The sequence below is a fragment of the Miltoncostaea marina genome, assembly GCF_018141525.1.
Lineage (GTDB): Bacteria > Actinomycetota > Thermoleophilia > Miltoncostaeales > Miltoncostaeaceae > Miltoncostaea > Miltoncostaea marina.
On record NZ_CP064655.1, the window covers coordinates 1,250,721 to 1,269,492 of the forward strand.

General features: G+C 77.8%; 17 protein-coding genes. 10 read left to right on the top strand and 7 right to left on the bottom strand.

Going from position 1 to position 18,772, the window contains the following annotated elements; translation table 11 throughout:
* Positions 1-42: 42 nt before the first annotated feature.
* Positions 43-2,478 carry a GNAT family N-acetyltransferase gene (locus ITJ85_RS06255; RefSeq protein ID WP_217915497.1) on the top strand — a complete coding sequence of 812 codons (2,436 nt, stop codon included), beginning with the start codon at positions 43-45 and terminating at the stop codon, positions 2,476-2,478.
* On the opposite strand, the gene ITJ85_RS06260 is transcribed toward ITJ85_RS06255, so the two are convergent.
* Entirely contained in the window at positions 2,470-3,372 is a 903-nt protein-coding gene (locus ITJ85_RS06260; protein WP_217915498.1) for a universal stress protein, read from the bottom strand. The two genes, ITJ85_RS06255 and ITJ85_RS06260, sit on opposite strands and share 9 nt — an antisense overlap.
* 58 nt (positions 3,373-3,430) lie before the next feature.
* On the opposite strand from ITJ85_RS06260, the gene ITJ85_RS06265 reads away from it, so the two are divergent.
* From ITJ85_RS06265 to ITJ85_RS06275, 3 genes are all read left to right on the top strand, one after another.
* Positions 3,431-4,093, top strand: coding sequence for a TetR/AcrR family transcriptional regulator C-terminal domain-containing protein (locus ITJ85_RS06265; protein ID WP_217915499.1), 663 nt, complete (start codon positions 3,431-3,433; stop codon positions 4,091-4,093).
* Between the two features lie 355 nt (positions 4,094-4,448).
* Complete coding sequence (locus ITJ85_RS06270; RefSeq protein WP_217915500.1) at positions 4,449-4,700, top strand: hypothetical protein; 252 nt, start codon at positions 4,449-4,451, stop codon at positions 4,698-4,700.
* Positions 4,701-5,431: 731 nt separating this feature from the next.
* A complete protein-coding gene (locus ITJ85_RS06275; RefSeq protein ID WP_217915501.1) occupies positions 5,432-7,033 on the top strand; it encodes a peroxidase family protein in 1,602 nt (533 codons plus the stop codon).
* A 57-nt stretch (positions 7,034-7,090) separates the two neighbouring features.
* Here the strand turns inward: ITJ85_RS06275 and ITJ85_RS06280 are convergent, their stop codons facing one another.
* Positions 7,091-8,392, bottom strand: a complete 1,302-nt coding sequence (locus ITJ85_RS06280) for a hypothetical protein (RefSeq protein ID WP_217915502.1) — start codon at positions 8,390-8,392, stop codon at positions 7,091-7,093.
* A 96-nt stretch (positions 8,393-8,488) separates the two neighbouring features.
* On the opposite strand from ITJ85_RS06280, the gene ITJ85_RS06285 reads away from it, so the two are divergent.
* Entirely contained in the window at positions 8,489-10,363 is a 1,875-nt protein-coding gene (locus ITJ85_RS06285) for an MFS transporter (protein ID WP_217915503.1), read from the top strand.
* 15 nt (positions 10,364-10,378) lie between these two features.
* Here ITJ85_RS06285 and ITJ85_RS06290 read toward each other — a convergent pair whose 3' ends face one another.
* Positions 10,379-10,957, bottom strand: a complete 579-nt coding sequence (locus ITJ85_RS06290) for a hypothetical protein (protein WP_217915504.1) — start codon at positions 10,955-10,957, stop codon at positions 10,379-10,381.
* 132 nt (positions 10,958-11,089) lie between these two features.
* A complete protein-coding gene (locus ITJ85_RS06295; RefSeq protein WP_217915505.1) occupies positions 11,090-12,382 on the bottom strand; it encodes an O-acetylhomoserine aminocarboxypropyltransferase/cysteine synthase family protein in 1,293 nt (430 codons plus the stop codon).
* A 179-nt stretch (positions 12,383-12,561) separates the two neighbouring features.
* Here ITJ85_RS06295 and ITJ85_RS06300 point away from each other — a divergent pair, with 179 nt between their 5' ends.
* From ITJ85_RS06300 to ITJ85_RS06310, 3 genes are read left to right on the top strand one after another with little or no spacing between them, the layout of a single operon-like run.
* Positions 12,562-12,855: a hypothetical protein gene (locus ITJ85_RS06300; protein WP_217915506.1), complete on the top strand. Its 294-nt coding sequence runs from the start codon at positions 12,562-12,564 to the stop codon at positions 12,853-12,855.
* A 33-nt stretch (positions 12,856-12,888) separates the two neighbouring features.
* Positions 12,889-14,724: a translational GTPase TypA gene (gene typA / locus ITJ85_RS06305; protein ID WP_217915507.1), complete on the top strand. Its 1,836-nt coding sequence runs from the start codon at positions 12,889-12,891 to the stop codon at positions 14,722-14,724.
* Positions 14,725-14,758: 34 nt separating this feature from the next.
* Positions 14,759-15,364, top strand: a complete 606-nt coding sequence (locus ITJ85_RS06310; protein WP_343233001.1) for a flavodoxin family protein — start codon at positions 14,759-14,761, stop codon at positions 15,362-15,364.
* A gap of 41 nt (positions 15,365-15,405) precedes the next feature.
* Here ITJ85_RS06310 and ITJ85_RS06315 read toward each other — a convergent pair whose 3' ends face one another.
* The 3 genes from ITJ85_RS06315 to ITJ85_RS06325 all read right to left on the bottom strand — a co-directional run bounded on the left by ITJ85_RS06315 (position 15,406) and on the right by ITJ85_RS06325 (position 17,541).
* Complete coding sequence (locus tag ITJ85_RS06315; RefSeq protein WP_217915509.1) at positions 15,406-15,891, bottom strand: hypothetical protein; 486 nt, start codon at positions 15,889-15,891, stop codon at positions 15,406-15,408.
* 212 nt (positions 15,892-16,103) lie between these two features.
* Positions 16,104-16,658: a hypothetical protein gene (locus ITJ85_RS06320; protein WP_217915510.1), complete on the bottom strand. Its 555-nt coding sequence runs from the start codon at positions 16,656-16,658 to the stop codon at positions 16,104-16,106.
* A 421-nt stretch (positions 16,659-17,079) separates the two neighbouring features.
* Positions 17,080-17,541, bottom strand: a complete 462-nt coding sequence (locus tag ITJ85_RS06325) for a MarR family winged helix-turn-helix transcriptional regulator (protein WP_217915511.1) — start codon at positions 17,539-17,541, stop codon at positions 17,080-17,082.
* An 89-nt stretch (positions 17,542-17,630) separates the two neighbouring features.
* Between ITJ85_RS06325 and ITJ85_RS06330 the strand changes: the two genes are divergently transcribed.
* Both ITJ85_RS06330 and ITJ85_RS06335 read left to right on the top strand, forming a co-directional pair.
* Entirely contained in the window at positions 17,631-18,188 is a 558-nt protein-coding gene (locus ITJ85_RS06330; RefSeq protein WP_217915512.1) for a YceI family protein, read from the top strand.
* 10 nt (positions 18,189-18,198) lie between these two features.
* Entirely contained in the window at positions 18,199-18,753 is a 555-nt protein-coding gene (locus tag ITJ85_RS06335) for an NADPH-dependent FMN reductase (protein WP_217915513.1), read from the top strand.
* Positions 18,754-18,772: the final 19 nt, after the last annotated feature.

An 18,772-nucleotide genomic window follows, 5' to 3' on the forward strand; every position in this document is an offset into this window, starting at 1 on the left:
ACGCCCCTCGCGCGCGGGGCGGCCGGATGAGATGGTGGCCCGGTGAGCCGGACGGACGCGCAGTCCCTGCTCCTGATGGACGGCCGCACCGTGGCCGTGCGCCCGGCCGCCCCGGGCGACGAGGAGCGGATCGCCGCCCTCTTCGAGGGCCTCTCGCCGCTCTCGCGCGCGATGCGCTTCGGCGCGATGCGCCAGGGGCTCACGTCCGAGGAGGCGCGGGCCATGGCCACCGCCGGCGCCGGCGGCGTCGCCCTGCTCGTGCTGTCGGGCGCGGAGTTCGACCGGCCGGTCGCGCTCGCGCGCTACGACCGCCGCCCGGGCGCGCCCGAGGCCGAGCTCGCGATGGCCGTCGCCGACGCCTGGCAGGGGCGCGGCGTCGGCACCGCGCTGCTCGAGCGCCTGCTGCGCCAGGCGCACGCGGACGGCGTGGACGCGCTCTGGGCGCTCGTCCGCCCGGACAACCGCCGCATGCTCAACATGCTGCGCGACCTCGGCTGCGACCTGGAGCGCGAGCACCGCTCGGGCGAGGTGACCCTGCGGCTGCCCACCTCGGTCGACGACGACCTCGAGGAGGCGTCGATCGGCCGCTTCGCGCGCGCGGCCGCCGCCTCGCTCGAGCCCATGATGCGGCCGCGGTCCATCGCCGTGGTCGGCGACCCCGCCGGGCCCGGCTCCCCGGCGGCGGCGCTGGTGGAGGCGCTCGTCGCGAGCGGCTTCGCCGGCCCGGTCACGTCGGTCGGCCCCGGCGCGGGGGGGGTGGCCGGCGCGCCGGCGGCGCCCTCGCTGGCGGCCCTGCCCGCGCCGGTCGACCTCGTGGTGGCCGCGGTGCCGGCGGGCGACGCGCCGGCCGTGGCCCGCCAGGCCGTCGGCCGCGGGGCGCGGGCCATGATCGTCACGTCGGCCGGGTTCGCCGAGGCCGGCGCGGAGGGCGCGGCCCTCGAGGCCGAGCTGCTGCGCGTGGTGCGCACCGGCGGCATGCGCATGATCGGCCCCAACTGCCTGGGGGTGTCCAGCACCGCCCCGCCCTTCGAGGCGAGCCTGGCGCCGAGCTCGCCCCGTCCCGGCCACATCGCCATCGCCTCGCAGAGCGGCGGCGTCAACGTGGCCGCGCTCGCCTACTACGCCCGCCGCGGGGTGGGCCTGTCGGCGCTGGTGAGCCTCGGCAACAAGGCGGACGTGTCCTCCAACGACATGCTCGCCTGGTGGGAGGGCGACGAGCGCACCCGGGTGGTGCTGCTCTACATGGAGGGCTTCGGCAACCCGCGCCGCTTCGCCCGCCTGGCGCGCCGGGTGAGCCGCACCACGCCGATCGTGGCGCTGAAGGCCGGCCGCGGGCCGGCCGGCCGGCGGGGGACCGGATCGCACACCGCCGCCCTGGCGGCGGCCGAGGCGCCCTCCGACGCGCTCTTCGACCTGGCCGGCGTGGTGCGCGTGACCACCGCCCGCGAGCTGCTCGAGGCGGGCGAGCTGCTGGCCGCGCAGCCGCTGCCGGCGGGCAACCGGGTCGCCGTGCTGACCAACGCGGGCGGCCACGGGGTGCTGGCGGTCGACGCCTGCGAGACGAACGGCCTGGTCGTGCCGCCGCTGTCGCCGCGGCTCGCCGCGGCCCTCGCCCGCGCCGCGCCCGGCATCGCGGGCGCATCCAACCCGGTCGACCTGGGCGCCGGCGCCGCGCCGCGCGAGCTGGCCGAGGCCGGCCGCCTGCTGCGCGACTCGGGCGAGGCGGACGCGCTGGTGGTCGTGGTGGCGCCGGTCCGCGGCCGCGACCAGGCGGCCGCGATGCGCGCCGTCCAGGAGCTCGCAGACGGGTCGCTGCCGATCGTCGGCTGCGCCGGCGGGGAGGAGCCGGGCGCGGTCGCGCCCGACGCGGCGCGTCCGGTGCCGTGGTTCGCCCTGCCCGAGAGCGCCGCCCGGGCGCTCGGCAACGCCGCCCGCGCCGCCGCCGCGGCGCGCCGCCCGGCCGACCCCACGCGCCGGCCGGAGGGCCTCGACCGCGCGGCCGCGCGCGCCGTGCTGGGGCGCACGCCGCCGGGCGGGCAGCTGCCCGACGACGACGTGGCGGAGATGCTCGCCGCGTACGGCATCGCGGTCGGCGCCGCCGGCGCGCCGCGCGAGGCGGGCGTCGACCTGATGGTCGGCGCGGCGGGCGACCCGGTGTTCGGCCCGCTCGTGCTCGCCGGCATCGGGGGCGTCGAGGCCGGCCTGTGGCGCGACCGGGGCGTGGCGCTCGCGCCGGTCGGGCCGGTCACCGCGGCCGAGCTGTGGGGCGGGCTGCGCGGCGCCGAGCTGCTCGATGGCGGGCGGGACGCGCCGGGCGCCGACCGGCAGGCGCTGGCCGACCTCGTCGCCCGGGTCGGGTGGCTGGCGGCCGACCAGCCGCTGCTGGGCGAGCTGGAGTGCGACCCGGTGCGGGCGCCGGCCGGCGGGCGGGCGGTGGTGCTGCGCGCGCGGGCCGCCCGCGCGCCCGAGTCAGGCTGAGCCGGCCCCGGGGCGCTCGCCCGGCACGATCAGCACCGGCCGGTGCGCGCCGTGCAGCAGGCCCATCGCCACGCTGCCGAGCAGGATCCGGCGGGCCGGCGAGCGACCGCGCGAGCCGACCGCGATCACCGCGGCGCCGCGCGCGTCGGCGAGGGCGGCGACGGCCTCGACCACGTCGCCAGCGCCCGGCGCCCGGCCGCCCTCGTCGCCGAGCAGGACGGTCTCCAGGCGGGCCGGGCCGGGCGGCGCCACGTCGGGCGGACCGGCCGGAGCGCCGGGGTCGCGCACGCTCGCCGCGACGAGCTCGCGGGGCGCGAGCAGCTCCGCCGCCGTCGCGAGGGCCCGCCGGGCGCCGTCCGAGCCGTCCCAGGCAACCACCACCGGCCCGTCGCCGCAGGCGGCCCGCACGTCGCTCGTCATCGGGTGGGGCACCACCAGCACCGGGCGGGTGCTGTGGTGCACCAGCAGGTCGGAGACGCTGCCCAGCACGGCGGCGGCGCCGCCGAGGCCCCGCGCGCCGACGACCGCCGCCGCGACCTCGTGGTCGCCGGCGAGGCGGGCGAGGGTGAGCCCCTCGCCGCCGTAGGAGCGGTGCACGAGCGGCGTCGCCTCCCAGCCGGCGGCGCGCGCGAGCGCGACGCCCGAGGCCGCGATGCGCTCGGCCTCGTCGGCGCCCTCGCGCTCGATGAGCGCCTGCAGCTCGTCGAGGGTGGCGGCCCGCCGCCACAGCACCCGCCGCAGCTCGGGGCTCGCGAACGGCGGCACCCACAGGTGCACGACCAGGGCGGAGCGGCCCGGCAGCAGGCGGGCGCCCGCGTCGATCGCGCCGGCCGCCGCGGGCGAGCCGTCGTAGCCGACGAGCAGGTCCGCCCGTGTGCGCCCGTCCGGAATCACCGGCGCAGTATGCCGGATGCACCCGGTCGCCCCACGGGCCGCGCGAGGTTGGCGCGGCATGGCGGGCCCTCCGACGTCGCCCGGCGCGCCGCGCCGCCGCCGGCCCCTCACCCGGGCCGAGATCCTCGGGGCGGCGCTGGCGCTCATCGACGAGCGCGGCCTCCACGCCCTGTCGATGCGCGCGCTCGGGGCGCGGCCGGGGGTGGAGGCGATGGCGCTCTCCCGTCACGTGGCCGGCACGCGCGGCGTGCTCGAGGGGGTGGTCGACATGCTGCTCGCCGAGCCCGGCGCCGGGCCTCGGCCGAGCGGCGGGTGGCGCGAGGTGCTCGCCGGCCGCGCGCGCGGCTGCCGGCGGCTCCTGCGCGCGCACCCGCGGGCCGTCGCGCTGCTGTCGGGGCGCCCCGAGCGCTCCGACGTGGCGGCGCGCGAGGCGAGCGAGTGGCTGCTGCGGCACCTCTGCGCGTGCGCGTTCGGCGAGGATGACGCGGTCCGCGCGGTGCGCCTCGTCAACCGCTGCGTGATGGGCGTCTCGCTGGACGAGCGGCCCGCCGGCGACGACGAGCGCGGGGGAGGGGCTGCCCGACGAGGGCGTACCCGCCGCTGCGCGCGCTGCTCGCCGACATGGCGCGACCCGGCCGCGGCGACGAGGGGCTCTTCGAGCCCGGCATCGAGGCTGCTGGACGGCCTCGAGCGCCGGCTGGGGGCCCTCGCCGCCCGCTGAGCGGAGCGCCCGTGGCGCCGGCCGTGCGGCCGGGGCGGGCGCGCGGGCCTCGGGGCGCCCCCCGGCGCCGGCCGCGTCAGCGGCAGGGGCGCCCGGCGGTCCGGGCCGACCGACCGGCGGGCCCCGGGCGGGCACGGCGCCGACACACTTGCCCGCGCAACCTTTACGCCGTATACTGAACGCACCGTAAGGAGTCCGTCGCACACCGGGCTCCGCGCCGGAGGACCGACACCCCCTCCGGCGACGGCGGCGTGGACACGACACCCCCCGCGCGATCCCGGCCGTGCCGCGGGCCACCGCTTCCCCCGGTCCGCGGCACGGCGGGACACCCCATTCGCGAGGAGCCCAGGAGCGCATGCCGACGGTCGTCGAGGCCCGGACCATCCCGGTCCGCTACGAGAGCTGGCAGGAGTGGCGGGCCACCGTCCGCGAGGCGGCGGCCCGGCGGGCGGAGCCGGTCGCCCGGGTGCCCACCGAGTTCTGCGCGCTCTGCTGGGGCGCGGGCCGGGTGCTGGGGGCCGCGCCCAACGGCGAGGGCCTCGTGCCCGTGCCGTGCGGCTGGTGCGGCGGCGCCGGCCGTCTCCCGGTCGCCCCGCCCGGCCCCTGAGCCGGGGCCGCGCGCCGAGCGGGCGCGTGGCCGCCGCAGGAGCCGCGCCGGGCTCGCACGCGATCGACGCGTGGCGCGTGCGACGATCGGCGCACGGGTCCAGGGGGTTGCCGGACCGTTGAGAACCGCAACCGCAACCGCGACCGCGACGGCCGGCGCGCGCGGGCGCGACGGCGCCGGCCGTGCTCCGCCGCCCCGGCGCACCGCCCGCGGATTGAGCGCGGGCTCGCCGGGGACCGGGCGGGGATTCGCGGCCAGCCCGGGAGCCGGCGGGTCTGCGAGATGCACGGCGCGCGCCGCTGACGAGCGCGGGCGGTCGCGCCGGGCGGCGTGAGGACGCCGCGCGGCGGGCGTCCGCACGACCGCGCTCGCGGGCTCGCTGATCGAGCCGCGGGCGCCGTGGACGTCGCACCCGCCGTCTGTGCGATTGGCGCATGCGGCGCGCGCCAATTGACGCATCGGCCCAGGGGGTTACCGGACCGCTGAATACCGCAAGCGGGGACCCCGCCGGCCGTCGCGGCGGGCCGCCGGGGCGTCCCGGGGCCGGGGAGACGCCAGAGGCCGCCGCGGCGCGAGGGGTCGATCCCCGGCCAGGGTGATTTACCGCTGCACCCGGACGGATGGACGATCGGGACGGGACCGTGTCGTCTCGGACGCCCGCGACCGTGCCGGCCGCCGGCGCCCCCACGCGAGATCGCCGACCGCAATCGAGACCGAGCCAGGGGGAAGCCATGTCGACCACCGAGCAGCCGGGGTCGCAGACCGAGCAGATCCATGCGCCGCGGACCACCGAGCAGCTGATCGCCAGGGCGACCGCTCCCCGCGACATGGGCGACACCCGCCGGTCCGCCCGCGGTCATGGGTACGAGATGCGGGGCCTGTCGTACGTGCCGGAGTCGCGCCTCCACGAGGGCCGCTTCGGCCGCATGTTCCGCCTCCCGCCGTTCATCCCGACGGACGAGCAGATCTCCGCGATCGAGGAGGTGATGCAGGAGCCGGCGCAGTTCGACCCCTCGCTCGACAACGGCGAGATCCCGGCCGGCTACACCTACCTCGGCCAGTTCATCGACCACGACCTCACGTTCGACACGGCGTCGAGCCTCGAGCGACAGAACGACCCCGACGCCCTCACCAACTTCCGCAGCCCCCGGTTCGACCTGGACTCGGTCTACGGACGGGGGCCGGTCGACGACCCGTTCCTCTACGACAAGGGCAGCGGCGGCGCGGCGCTGCTCATCGGGAGCAACGGGCGGGAGGACGACCTGCCGCGCAACGCGCAGGACACCGCCCTGATCGGCGACCCGCGCAACGACGAGAACATCTTCGTCAGCCAGCTGCAGCTCACGATGCTGAAGTTCCACAACGCCGTGCTCGCGATGGTGCGCGGCGACGCCTCCGTGAAGCGCGGCAGCGAGACCGACTTCGAGGCGGCGCAGCGGATCGTGCGCTGGCACTACCAGTGGATCGTCGTGCACGACTTCCTGCGGCGGACGGTCGGCCAGGCGATGCTCGACGACGTGCTGGACCGCAGCGGGCCGGTCCCGACGGTCAGGCGCCGGTTCTACGACTGGCGCAACGGCCCGTTCATGCCGGTCGAGTTCTCGGTGGCGGCCTACCGGTTCGGGCACTCGCAGATCCGCGGCAGGTACCAGCTGAACACGCTCGTCGGCCCGCTGCCGACCTTCAAAGCCGGTCCGGTGGGCGTGGACCCGCTCGGCCACTTCGGCGGCTTCCGCAGGCTGCCGGCCTTCTGGACGATCGAGTGGCCGCGGTTCTTCGACGTCCCCTTCGAGGGCCCCGAGCCGCCGGAGTTCGACGTCCAGCGCACCCGGCTCATCGACACGCGGCTGGCCGGCCCCCTGCGGACGCTGCCCGACGAGATCGGCGGCAACGTGCCCTCGCTCGCGCTGCGGAACCTGACGCGCGGCGCGCGGCTGCTGCTGCCGTCGGGGCAGGACGTCGCCTACCGGATGGGCGTGCGGCCGGTCTCGGAGTCCGACCTGGGCCTGCCGGCCGGCGGTCCGGCTCCGCTCTGGTACTACATCCTGCGGGAGGCCGAGGTGCAGGCGGGCGGCAGGCACCTGGGCGAGGTGGGGGGCCGCATCGTGGCCGAGGTCTTCCTCGGCCTGCTGGAGGCCGACCCGTCGTCGTATCTGCGCAACCAGCCGGACTGGACGCCGTTCCTGCGCTCGGAGACCCCAGGCGACTTCGCGATGCCGGACCTGCTCCGGTTCGCGGGGCACGGTCTCGGGGTCACGAACGTCCCGAACGGCGGCGGGGCGGAGGCGCCCGCCGGGCGGCCGGCCGCACCGGCGCCGCCGCCCGGCGGCTGACGCCACCTGCCCGGGCCGCTCGCGGGGGGCGGCCCGGGCCTCCGGGCCACCCCCCGCCTAGCGGCGCAGGCGGACGGGCACCGGCCGGGCGCGGGCGCTGATCGTGCGCCCGGGGGCCACCCGCACGGTGCGCACGACCCACGGCCGGTCGGCGTAGCGGCCGTGGCGCATGGGCCCGATGCCGCTCCACACGACCACCCGGTACCGGCCCGGGCGCAGGCGCACGAGCCGCCGGTCGGCCCGCGGGAAGAGCGACGCGACCTTCGCGCGGCCGCGGAAGACCTGGACGTTGTAGTAGCGGGCGCGCCGGTCGCGGGGCCAGTCGAGCCGTACCGCGCGCGTCTTGCGGCGGGCGGCGGGGAGCGGGTCGACCACCTCGGCCACGGCGATGCGGGTGGTCATGCTGCGCGCACCGCCGCCGGGGGCGGTCGCCCGCAGGGTGACGCCGTGGACCGCCGCCCGGGCGCCGGCGGGCACGCCCACCGTCACCGTCACCGCGTGCTCCTGGCCGGGGGAGGAGGCGACGGTCGCGGGGTTCGTCGCCGTCGCTGCGCCACGCAGGCTCGTGGAGGCGGAGAACGCCAGCTGCGTGCGGCCGCCGCGGCCGCCGTGGCGCACGCGGAACGGCACCGCGACGAAGCGGCCGGCCCGCACCGGCAGGCGGGCGGTCTCGGGCACCACCGCGACGTCCTGCACGCCGGCCGCGAGGTCGCGCCGCAGCGCGGACAGCGAGGGCGCGTCGACGCAGATCGTGACCGCGTCGCCCTCCGCCTGCGGACGGTCGGCCGCCGCGCCGCAGGCCACCGGGCGCCCGGCCGGCGCCGCCGCGGTCACCGACCGCACCCCCACGACCGGCCGGTACGCGAACGGGCCGGCGAAGGGCTGGCCGGCGGCGGCCTGCAGGCCGAAGTCGGCCTCCACCCTGAGCCCGCCGGCGAGCGCGGCGGCCGCGAAGGCCGTGGGCGCGGACACGTAGCCCACCCAGCGGCTGCCGGCGGGCGCGGGCACGAGGCGCTGCAGCTCTGCCGCGTACCCCGCGGCCCCGGTGAACGTCAGCCCCTGCGCCACGGGGGCGGCCGGCGCGCGGGCGCCCGCGGGCACCCGGTAGCCCAGCAGCACCTGGCCCGGCGTGCCCTCGGGGACCGTCGGGCCGTCGCGGGCGCCGCAGCCCTCCGCGCCGTCGGCGCAGATCGTGAGGGCCACGCGCACGTCGCCGATGCCGCCCGGCTGCGAGGCGCCCACGTCGCGCACGGCGACGCAGCCGCCCGCGAGCAGGGTCGCGGCGGCGGCCAGCGCGGCGCTCGCCGCGCGCGTGGGAGGACGGGGAGGCCGGTGCACGCGCGCGTCATCGTCGCCCATGCGCGGCCGGGATGAACCCCCCCGGTCGGTCAGGAAACGTCCAGGGGGCGCGCGGGCCGCGGCCGCTGCCAGACTGCCCCCGACCCGGGAGGCGCGATGGCGGCTGCGAGGTGGCTGGAGGGGCGTGCCGGCGCGGCGCTGCTCGCGGCGGCCGTGGCGCTCGCGTTCGCCGACAGCTCGATCGTGATGCTCGGCCTGCCGGAGATCTACGGCGAGCTCGAGGCCTCGATCCCCGGCGTCTCGCTCGTGATCACGGCCTACAACCTCGTGGTGGCGGTCGCGGCCTTCGCGGTGCTCCCGCTGGTGCGGCGCGCGCGCCCCGCGCCGGTCGCCGCGGCCGGCCTGGCGGTGTTCCTGGCGGCCTCGCTCGCGTGCGGGCTGGTCGACGCGCTCGAGCCGCTCGTCGCGCTGCGTGCGGTGCAGGGGCTCGGCGGAGCGCTCCTGCTGGCCGCGTCGCTGCCGCTCATCGGGGCGCTCGCCGGCTCGGCCGCGTCGGGGCGGGCGATCTGGGGGCTCGCGGGGACGCTCGGCGCCGTGCTGGGGCCGGCCGCCGGCGGCCTGCTCACCGAGCTCTTCGACTGGCGGGCGATCTTCATCGCCCAGGCGCCGGTCGCGCTGGCCGCGCTCGCCCCGCTGGCCGCACCGCGCCTGCGCGCGCTGGGCCCGGAGCCCGCCGGCCCGGGCGGGCGGGCGCCGCTGTGGCCGAACGTCGGCCTCGTGTTCGCGTTCGGCGCCCTCGTGGGCGCCCTGTTCCTCGCGGTGCTGATGATCGTGACCGTCTGGGGCCTCGGGCCGCTGCCGGGCGCGCTCGTGGTGAGCGTGCTGCCGGTGGCGGCGGTCGCGGTGCACCCGCTCGTCGGCCGCGCCGGGGTGGGGCAGGGCGCCGCGGCGGGCGCGGTGCTGCTGGCGGCCGGCCTCGTCGCGCTGGCGTTCCCCCCCGCCGTCTCGGCCGCCTGGGCCGCGGCCGCGCTCGCCGTCTGCGGGGCCGGGTTCGGGCTGCTCGTGCCGCCGCTGACGGCGGCCTCGGTCGGCGGCGCGGCGGCGGGCGCGGTGGCCGGGGCCGTCTCGGTGGGCGCCCGCCACGTCGGCCTCGTGGCCGCGCTCGCGGTCATCGCGCCGGTGCTCGCCGTGCAGCTCGACGACGCCGGCGACCGGGCCACGCTCAACGCCACCGGGGTGATCCTCGACGCGCGGCTGCCGCTGCAGCAGAAGGTGCCGGTGTCGCTCGACCTCGCCCAGGAGTTCGAGCGCACGCCGCGCGGGGCGGTCCCCGACCTCGGCCGGGTCTTCGACGAGGCCGGGGCGGCGGACGACGACGACGTGCGGGGGGCGCGCGACCGGCTGGTCGGCGCCATCGAGGAGGCCCTCACGCGCGGCTTCCGCTGGGGCTACCTGGTGGCGGCGCTGTTCGCCCTGCTCGCCGTGGTGCCGGTCGCCCTGTGGTCGCGCGAGCGGGGCCGCGCGCCGCCCCGGCGCCCGCATCCGGCGGTCGCGGCCCTGCTGGTCGCCGCCGCCGCGCTCGTGGCCGGCGGCGTCGCGGGCGGCGGGGCGGACCTCGGGGCCGACTCGACGGCCGACCCGTGCGCGCCGCGGGCGCGCCAGGGGGGCGGCTTCGACGCCGCGGTGCAGGGCGTCATCCTCGACGGCCTGGCCGGCGGCGCGTGCGAGCTCGGCGTGACGCGCGAGCAGCTCGTGCTGTCGTTCGCGCCCGACGTGGGCATCGACCGCGTGCCGACCGACCCGTCCACCGTGGAGCGGGCGGTGCGCGCCGGGCTCGTGCGCTCGATCGACGACGCCGAGGAGCGCGGGTCGCTGCCCGGCGTCGTCGCCGACCTGCTGCGCGCCATGGCCCGCCGGGCGCCGGTGGAGGAGCTCATCCGCGGGGGCGGGGAGGTGGGCGACCTGGCCGGGCGCGTCCGGGACCTCGACGCCGGCGACGTCCTGGACGCGCTCGGCGGCCTCCTGCCGTAGCCGGGCCCGCGCCGGCTACGGCATGCGGCCGCGGTGGCGGCCGGGGCCGGGCGGGCCGCCGTCCACGATCCGCCCCGCCATCCCGGCGGCGCGGTCGCCCTCCACGCCCGCCTCGGTCAGCGCCTCGCGGACGGCGGCCACGACCGCCGCGCGCGCCACCCCCTCCGCCGCCGCCACCTCGGCGAGCGTGTCGCCGCCGCGCAGCCGCTCGCGCAGCGCGTCCTGCTCCAGCCCGAGCGCCCCCGCGGCCGCCTCCAGCACGCCGGCGCGCGCGCCGGCGTGCTCGCCGTGACCCGGTCCCCGGCCGTCCGGCCAGGGCATGCCGAGGCCGTCCTCCGCCCGCTCGCGCATGCGATCGGCCTGCTGCTCGGTGAGGCGCCCCTCGGCGACGGCCTCGTCCAGCCGCCGCTCCATCAGGTCGCGCATCGCGCCGGTCACGTCGTCCGCCGTGATCGACGTCCCGGCGCGCTCGTTGATCGCCGCGGCCAGGTCCGACGCGGCGTCGCCGCCCGCGCCGCCCGCCGCCGCCCCGGCGGCCACGCCGGCCGTCGCCACCACCCCCGCGACCGCGGCCGCGATCGTCCTCCGGCTCATCGCCATGACGCCTCCCCTGTGGGCTCACCTGACCCCGGCGAGGCTAGGCGGGCCCCCTGTGAGCGGGATCGGTGCCGGATGGGAGACCGCTGGGGGCGCCCGCCGGGCGGGCGGGGCGCCCCCGGCGCGGCCTCAGGAGGCGGCCGCCTCCAGCGCCTGGGTGATGTCGGCCAGGATGTCGTCGATGTGCTCGATGCCCACCGACAGGCGCACCATGTCCTGGCTGACCCCCGCCAGCTCCAGCTCGGCGTCGTCGAGCTGGGAGTGGGTGGTGGTCGCGGGGTGGATCGCCAGCGACTTCGCGTCGCCGATGTTGGCCAGGTGGCTGAACATCTGCAGCGACTCGATGAACTTCTGGCCGGCCTCGCGGCCGCCCTCGATGCCGAACGTCACGAGCGCGCCGTAGCCGCCGTTCAGCACCCGCGTCGCCACCTCGTGGTACTGCGAGGAGGGCAGGCCCGGGTAGCCGACCCACTTGACCCGGGTGTGCCGGTCGAGGAACTCGGCGACCGCCAGCGCGTTCTCGCTGTGGCGCTCGATGCGCAGCGGCAGCGTCTCGACCCCCTGCAGGAACAGGAAGGCGTTGAACGGCGACAGCGCGGCGCCCGTGTTGCGCAGCAGCACGGTGCGCACGCGGCCGATGTAGGCGGCCGGGCCGAGCGCGTCGGACCACACCACGCCGTGGTACGAGGGGTCGGGCTTCGTGAGGCCGGGGTAGCGGTCGGCGTGCGCGGTCCAGTCGAACTTGCCGCTGTCCACGATGATGCCGCCGATCGAGGTGCCGTGGCCGCCGATGAACTTGGTCAGCGAGTGGATCACGACGTCGGCGCCGTGGTCGAACGCGCGGCACAGCACGGGCGTCGGCACCGTGTTGTCGAGCACGAGCGGCAGGCCCTCGGCGTGGGCGGCCTCCGACCAGGCGTCGATGTCGACCACGTTCAGGCGCGGGTTGCCGATCGTCTCGGCGAACACCAGGCGCGTCTTGTCGTCGACGCGCGAGGCGAGCTCCTCCGGCGAGTCGGGGTCGATGAAGCGCACCTCGATGCCGTACTGCGGGAGCGTGTGGGCGAACAGGTTGTAGGTGCCCCCGTAGAGCGTCGAGATGGCGACGATGTTGTCGCCGGCGCGGCACACGTTGAGGACCGCGTACGTGACCGCCGCCTGGCCCGACGCCGTGACGCACCCGGCGACGCCGCCCTCCAGCGCGGCGACGCGCTGCTCGAGGACGTCCCACGTCGGGTTCATGATGCGGGTGTAGATGTTGCCCGGCACCCGCAGCCCGAAGAGGTCGGCCGCGTGCTGGGTGTCGTCGAAGACGTACGACGTGGTCTGGTAGATCGGGACGGCGCGGGACTTGGTCGTCGGGTCGACGTCCTGGCCGCCGTGGAGCGAGACGGTCTCCGGGCGCTGGGGTGCGGTGCTCATCGAGCTCCTTCTTCCGGGAAAAGTCGTGAAATCCGGTGGGAATCGAGCCATACGCTATGCGCGCGGCCCGGCACGGTCAAAGGCAGCATGCAGGAAGGAGCGCGCCGCCGTGCGTCGAACAGGTGTTCGTCAGGGCGGCGAGCTAGGATCGCCGTCCACTGTCCGACGGAGGCATGGGGATGCGTACAGGCGGGAGCGGTGCCGACGAGCGGCGGCTGCGGGCGGTGGGCGACCCCCCGGCGGCCGACCGCGAGGCGATCACCCGGGCCATCGAGGCGTGCGCCGGCCGGCCGGCGGGCGTGCCCGTCGCCGGGCTGCGGGCCGCGGTGGCCGAGCACCTGGCCGTCGCCCGCGAGGCCGTGCCGGCCGACGCGGTGACCGCGGCGCTCGGGCTGCTGATCGCGACCAACCGGGTCGACGAGTCGGGCGGGCGGCTGGTGGCCGTGCCGCAGGAGGCGCGCCGGGCCGGATGACGCCCGCGGGCGCCCGCCGTCTACAGTGACGGGATGCCCACACGAGACGACCTCCGCAACGTGGCCATCGTGGCCCACGTCGACCACGGCAAGACGACCCTGGTCGACGCGATGCTCTGGCAGTCGGGGGCCTTCCGCGCCAACCAGGACGTCGCCGAGCGGGTGATGGACTCGACGGACCTGGAGCGTGAGAAGGGCATCACGATCCTCGCCAAGAACACCGCGGTCCGCCACGGCGGCCTGAAGATCAACATCATCGACACGCCGGGGCACGCCGACTTCGGCGGCGAGGTGGAGCGCGGGCTGCACATGGTCGACGGCGTGCTGCTGCTGGTCGACGCCTCCGAGGGGCCGCTGCCGCAGACCCGCTTCGTGCTGCGCAAGGCGCTGGCCGCGCGCCTGCCGGTGGTGCTGGTGGTGAACAAGATCGACCGCCCCGACGCGCGGGTGGCCGAGGTGGTCGACGAGGTCTACGAGCTGTTCCTCGACCTCGACGCGGACGAGTCGCAGATCGACTTCCCGATCGTCTACTGCGTGGCCCGCGACGGGCAGGCCTCGCTCACCCCCGACGAGCGCGGGGAGGACCTCGAGCCGCTCTTCGACGTGCTGCGCACGCACATCCCGCCGCCGTCCCACACCGAGGGCGCGCCGCTGCAGGCGCTCGTCACCAACCTGGCCGCCTCCAGCTACGTCGGCCGCCTGGCGATCTGCCGGGTGCACGAGGGCGAGATCCGCGCCGGCCAGCCGGTGGCCTGGTGCCGGGCCGACGGCAGCATCGTGGCGGCGAAGGTCTCCGAGCTCTACGTGACGGAGGCGCTCGAGCGCGTGCCGGCCGAGTCGGCGGGCCCCGGCGAGATCGTCGCCGTCGCCGGCCTGCCCGAGGTCACGATCGGCGAGACGCTCGCCGACCCCGACGACCCGCGGCCGCTCCCCGTGATCGCGGTCGACGAGCCGAGCCTGTCGCTCACGATCGGCATCAACACCTCGCCGCTCGCCGGCCGCGACGGCACCCGCCTGACCGCGCGCCAGGTGCTCGACCGCCTGGAGCAGGAGCTCGTGGGCAACGTCTCCCTGCGGGTGCTGCCCACCGAGCGCCCGGACGCCTGGGAGGTGCAGGGCCGCGGCGAGCTGCAGCTGGCGGTGCTCGTGGAGACGATGCGGCGCGAGGGCTTCGAGCTGACCGTCGGCAAGCCGCGCGTGCTGACCCGCGAGATCGACGGCGTGCTGCACGAGCCGCTCGAGCGCGCCTCGATCGACGTGCCCGAGGAGTTCCTTGGCGTGGTCACGCAGCTGCTCGCCCTGCGCAAGGGGCGGCTCGAGCAGATCGTCAACCACGGCACCGGCTGGGCGCGGATGGAGTACCTGCTGCCCGCCCGCGGGCTGGTGGGGGTGCGCACCGAGTTGCTCACCGAGACGCGTGGCACCGGCCTGCTGCACCACGTGTTCGACCGCTGGGAACCGTGGATGGGGGAGATCCGCTCCCGCCCGCGGGGCAGCCTGGTGGCCGACCGCGCCGGCGCCACCACCAGCTTCGCCCTGTTCGGGCTCCAGGAGCGCGGCACCCTGTTCGTCGGCCCCGGCGAGGACGTGTACGAAGGGGTGATCATCGGGGAGAACAGCCGTGGGGAGGACCTCGACGTCAACCCCACCAAGGAGAAGAAGCTCACCAACATGCGCTCCTCGACCGCGGACGAGCTCGTCCGCCTGGTGCCGCCGCGCCGCATCTCGCTGGACCAGGCGCTGGAGTTCGTGCGCGAGGACGAGTGCGTGGAGGTGACGCCGGACGCGGTCCGGCTGCGCAAGGTGGAGCTCTCGGGCACGGCCCGCGCCAAGCTCGCCAAGCGCGGGGCCGGCGCGGCGCCCAGGTAGCCGAACGGAGGAGACGGGCATGACGAGCGCACCGCTGCGGGCACTGGTGGTCAACTGCACCCTCAAGCCGTCGCCGGCGACCTCGAACACCGAGGCGCTCGCCGCCGTCGTCGCGGACGCGCTGCGCGGCCACGGGGTGGACGTCGACGGCGTGCGCGCCGCAGACCACGACATCCGCCCGGGGGTCTCCTCGGACGAGGGCGACGGCGACGCGTGGCCCGCGATCCGCGAGCGGGTGCTGGCCGCCGACATCCTCGTGATCGCGACGCCCACCTGGCTCGGTCAGCCCTCGAGCGTCTGCAAGCGGGTGCTCGAGCGCATGGACGCGATGATCTCCGAGACCGGCGACGACGGCCGGCCGGTGGCATACGACCGGGTGGCCGGGGTGGTCGTGACGGGCAACGAGGACGGCGCCCACAACGTCATCTCCGACGTCGCCGGCGCGCTCATCGACATCGGCTACACGATCCCCGCCCAGGCGTGGACGTACTGGAACCGCGGCCCGGGGCCCGGCCCGAGCTACCTCGAGACCGACGAGGGCCACGAGTGGTCGCACACGACGGGCCGCACCGCGGCGGCGAACCTCGTGGCGGTCGCCCGGGCGCTGCGGGCCGCGCCGCTTCCGCCCCCGCTGTCGTAGGCGGGCCCCGCCGCCCGGTCACGGGCGGCGGGGCGGGCCGGTCAGCGCGGGTCGAGGTCGGTCGAGGGGGAGCTCGGCGAGCCGGGCCCCTCGGGCCCGCGGCCGGTCGTGTGCTCCACCTCGCGCTCCACGCGGCCGTCCTCGCGCTCGAGGGTCAGCAGCGCGGCGACCATCGCCGCCACGATCGCGACGGCGACCGCCATCACGAGGGCGTACCCCACGGTGTGCCAGACGCCCTCGCCCTGCACGCCGATGCCGCGGCCCTCCTCGCGGGGCCCCGGGATGAGGCTGAAGATGATCCCGAGGACCGCGCCGGCCGCGGCGCCGATGGCGCCCCACCGGAAGATCGTCGTCCAGACGGTCCTCGTGACGCCCCGGCGCGCGCTGGGGTCGGGCGACCCGCCGAGCTCGCGCGCGACGGCCTCGTCCTCGCCGGCCAGGCGGGCGATCGTCTCCTCGCGCGTCTCGACGTCGGGGGTGGCCGGCATGTCCGGCTGCACGCTGCGGGTCTCGGGCCGCTGCTCCATCACGCCTCCTGATCGCTCGATGCCGGAGGACTACCCCCGGCCTCGGCGGTGGAAACGGCGGCGTTCGGGGCCCGAATGCACGCAGGTGCGTTTACGGGCCGTCGGCGGTGGGAACCCGACGGCCGCGGGGTGATGAGCGGTCGTCGCCGCCGCGGGAAAGGGCACTCACACGGGACCGCCGGGCACGCACCCCCTTGGGTGCCCGGCGGTCCTTACCGTTCCGGGGCCCCGGCCTCCGCCGCGCGGGCTGCCGCGTCGAGCGCCGCGGCCGCCTCGCGGGCCGCCCCCTCGGCCGCGCTCGCCTCGGTCTCCGCCGCGGCCGCGGCCGCTCCCAGGGCGGCGCCGTGCTCCTCGAGCCGGCCGAGGCGCGCGCGCAGCTCGCGCGCCTCGGCCGCGACCCGGTCGCGCTCCCGTGCCGCCTCCCTGACCCGCGCGCGGGCGGCGTCGAGCGCCTCGGCCGCGGCCCGCGCGCGCTCCTGCGCCGCCGCGAGCGCCACGCGGGCGGCCTCCCGCTCCCGCTCCCGCTCGGCCCGCTCCCGCGCCGCGGCCTCCCGCTCGGCCCGCTCCCGCTCCGCGGCCTCCCGCTCCGCGGCCTCCCGCTCAGCGGCCTCCCGCTCGGCCCGCTCCCGCTCCGCCGCCTCCCGTCCGGCCCGCTCCGCGGCCCCGCGCTCCGCGGCGCGGCGGGTGCGGGCGGCGGCCAGGTCGTCCGGCGGCGCGGCGGGGCCGGCCGGGGCCCCGGCGACCAGGCCGCCGCCCGGCTCCGGCACGGGGTCGCGCGCCAGCCGCCCGCGCCGCAGGTCGTCGGGCGTGGCGCGCGCCGCGAAGCGCAGCGCCGCGCGCGTCGCCGGGTCGGGGGCGAGCGCCGCCGCCGCCGCGGCCTCGGCCTCCTCGGCGGCGCGCAGCTCGCCGCCGCCGCCGCCGCCGCGAGCATCGCCCGCTGCACCCGCGCGAGCTCCGCGCCGGCGGCGACGAGCCGCGCCACCGCGGCCGGCTGCTCCCGCGCCGTGCGGTTGAGCGCGTCGGCGAGCTTGCTGGGCCGTCGCAGCGCGCGCACCCGCTCCGCGCCGTCGCGATCGCCGACCGCGCGCAGCTCCCGCGCCAGCGCGTCCCGGGCGGCCGTGAAGCCGCCCGCACCGGCCGCGTAGAGCGCGTCGATGCGCCCCTCGAGGTCGTCCACGGCCCCGCCCCTCAGGCGGTCGCGACCTCCGTGCAGGCGCGCTCCCCCTCGGCGGCGCCCGGCAGGCGGCCGAGCAGCTCGACGAGGGTCCCGAGCTCCTGCGCCGTGAACCGCTCGCCGAACAGGGCCACCAGCGCGGCGAGGTGCACCTCGGTGGCGGCCGAGAGCGCGGCGCGGCCCTCGGGGGTGATCGCCGCGTAGGTCACCCGCGCGTCGGACTCGCAGGCCTCCTTGCGCACGAGGCCGGCCGACTGCAGGCCGTCGAGCAGGCGCGTGATGCCGGAGGGGGTCAGGCCGACGGCCTGGGCGAGGTCGACGCGGCGCATGCGCGCCTCGGGCTCCTCGGCGAGCCGGCGCAGCACCTCGAAGTCGGTGACCGTCAGGCCGCTCGCGCGCTGGAGCTCCGCGTTGAAGCTGCGCGTCATGGCGGCGTGGGAGCCCATCAGGCGGCCCCAGGCCGCGATGGCGCTCATCTCTTGTGGACTCAATACTTGACTTCGCAAGGTCTGACCCCTACCTTTGATTGCGCACTCAACGATAACTGAACCGGAGGACGAATTCCATGAGCACGACCGCGCAGCAGGCCGCCACGGCCGTTCCGACCGGTGTCTGGCAGGCGGACCCCGTCCACTCGGCGTTCGAATTCTCGGTGAAGCACATGGTCGTGGCCACCTTCCGCGGCTCCCTCCCGGACTTCGAGGCCACCCTGACGGGCGCCGAGGACGGCACGGCGACCCTCGAGGCCGTCGGCCGCGTCGCCAGCATCGTCACCCAGGACGAGAACCTGACCGGCCACCTCCAGTCGCCCGACTTCTTCGACGCCCAGCGCCACCCCGAGGCGACGTACCGGGGCACCGAGGTCGTCCGCGACGGCGACGCGCTGACCGTGCGCGGCGAGCTGACCCTGAAGGGCGTCACCCGGCCGCTGGAGCTGCGCGGCACGATCGCCGGCCCGGTCGTGGGCCTCGGCGACGCCGAGGTGATCGCCGTGGAGCTCGAGGGGCAGATCGACCGCACCGAGTACGGCCTCAACTGGAACGCGCCCCTGCCGGGCGGCGGCTTCGTGCTGTCGAACACCGTGACGATGACCGCGCGCCTCGAGATGCGCCGCGCGCAGTAGGGGGCGGGCAGTGACGATCCTCGGCATCTCGGGGAGCCTGCGCGAGGGCTCCCACAACAGCCGTCTGCTGGCGGCCGCGGCACGCGAGCTGCCGGACGGCGTGGAGCTCCGCGTGTTCACGGGGCTCCGCGACGTCCCGCCCTACGACCAGGACGACGACACCGGCGACCCGCCCGCCGCCGTGGCCCGGCTGCGGCGCGAGCTCGCGGAGGCCGACGGCCTGCTCGTGGCGACGCCGGAGTACAACTCGTCGATCCCGGGGCAGCTCAAGAACGCGCTCGACTGGGCGTCGCGGCCCAAGGACGAGTCCGTGCTGCGGTTCCTGCCGGCCGCCGTCGTGAGCGCCAGCACGGGCTCCTTCGGCGCCATCTGGGCCCAGATGGAGCTGCGCAAGGTGCTGGGGGCGTCGGGTGCCCGCACGGTGGAGGGCGAGGTCGCCCTCCCGCACGCCGACCGCCAGTTCGATGCGGAGGGCCGCCTCGTGGACGACGCGATGCGCGAGCGGCTGCGGGACCTCGTCGGCCGGCTGGTCGACGAGGCGGTGCGGGACCGGGTGGCCGCCTGAGCGGCCGCCCGGCGCGGGG

Excerpts from the sequence above, each read along its gene's own strand:
- ITJ85_RS06265 (WP_217915499.1), top strand. The coding sequence starts at position 3,431 with ATGGCGGGCCCTCCGACGTCGCCCGGCGCGCCGCGCCGCCGCCGGCCC.
- ITJ85_RS06270 (WP_217915500.1), top strand. The coding sequence starts at position 4,449 with ATGCCGACGGTCGTCGAGGCCCGGACCATCCCGGTCCGCTACGAGAGC.
- ITJ85_RS06275 (WP_217915501.1), top strand. The coding sequence starts at position 5,432 with ATGTCGACCACCGAGCAGCCGGGGTCGCAGACCGAGCAGATCCATGCG.
- ITJ85_RS06280 (WP_217915502.1), bottom strand. The coding sequence starts at position 8,392 with ATGGGCGACGATGACGCGCGCGTGCACCGGCCTCCCCGTCCTCCCACG.
- ITJ85_RS06285 (WP_217915503.1), top strand. The coding sequence starts at position 8,489 with ATGGCGGCTGCGAGGTGGCTGGAGGGGCGTGCCGGCGCGGCGCTGCTC.
- ITJ85_RS06290 (WP_217915504.1), bottom strand. The coding sequence starts at position 10,957 with ATGAGCCGGAGGACGATCGCGGCCGCGGTCGCGGGGGTGGTGGCGACG.
- ITJ85_RS06295 (WP_217915505.1), bottom strand. The coding sequence starts at position 12,382 with ATGAGCACCGCACCCCAGCGCCCGGAGACCGTCTCGCTCCACGGCGGC.
- ITJ85_RS06300 (WP_217915506.1), top strand. The coding sequence starts at position 12,562 with ATGCGTACAGGCGGGAGCGGTGCCGACGAGCGGCGGCTGCGGGCGGTG.
- typA (WP_217915507.1), top strand. The coding sequence starts at position 12,889 with ATGCCCACACGAGACGACCTCCGCAACGTGGCCATCGTGGCCCACGTC.
- ITJ85_RS06315 (WP_217915509.1), bottom strand. The coding sequence starts at position 15,891 with ATGGAGCAGCGGCCCGAGACCCGCAGCGTGCAGCCGGACATGCCGGCC.
- ITJ85_RS06325 (WP_217915511.1), bottom strand. The coding sequence starts at position 17,541 with ATGAGCGCCATCGCGGCCTGGGGCCGCCTGATGGGCTCCCACGCCGCC.
- ITJ85_RS06330 (WP_217915512.1), top strand. The coding sequence starts at position 17,631 with ATGAGCACGACCGCGCAGCAGGCCGCCACGGCCGTTCCGACCGGTGTC.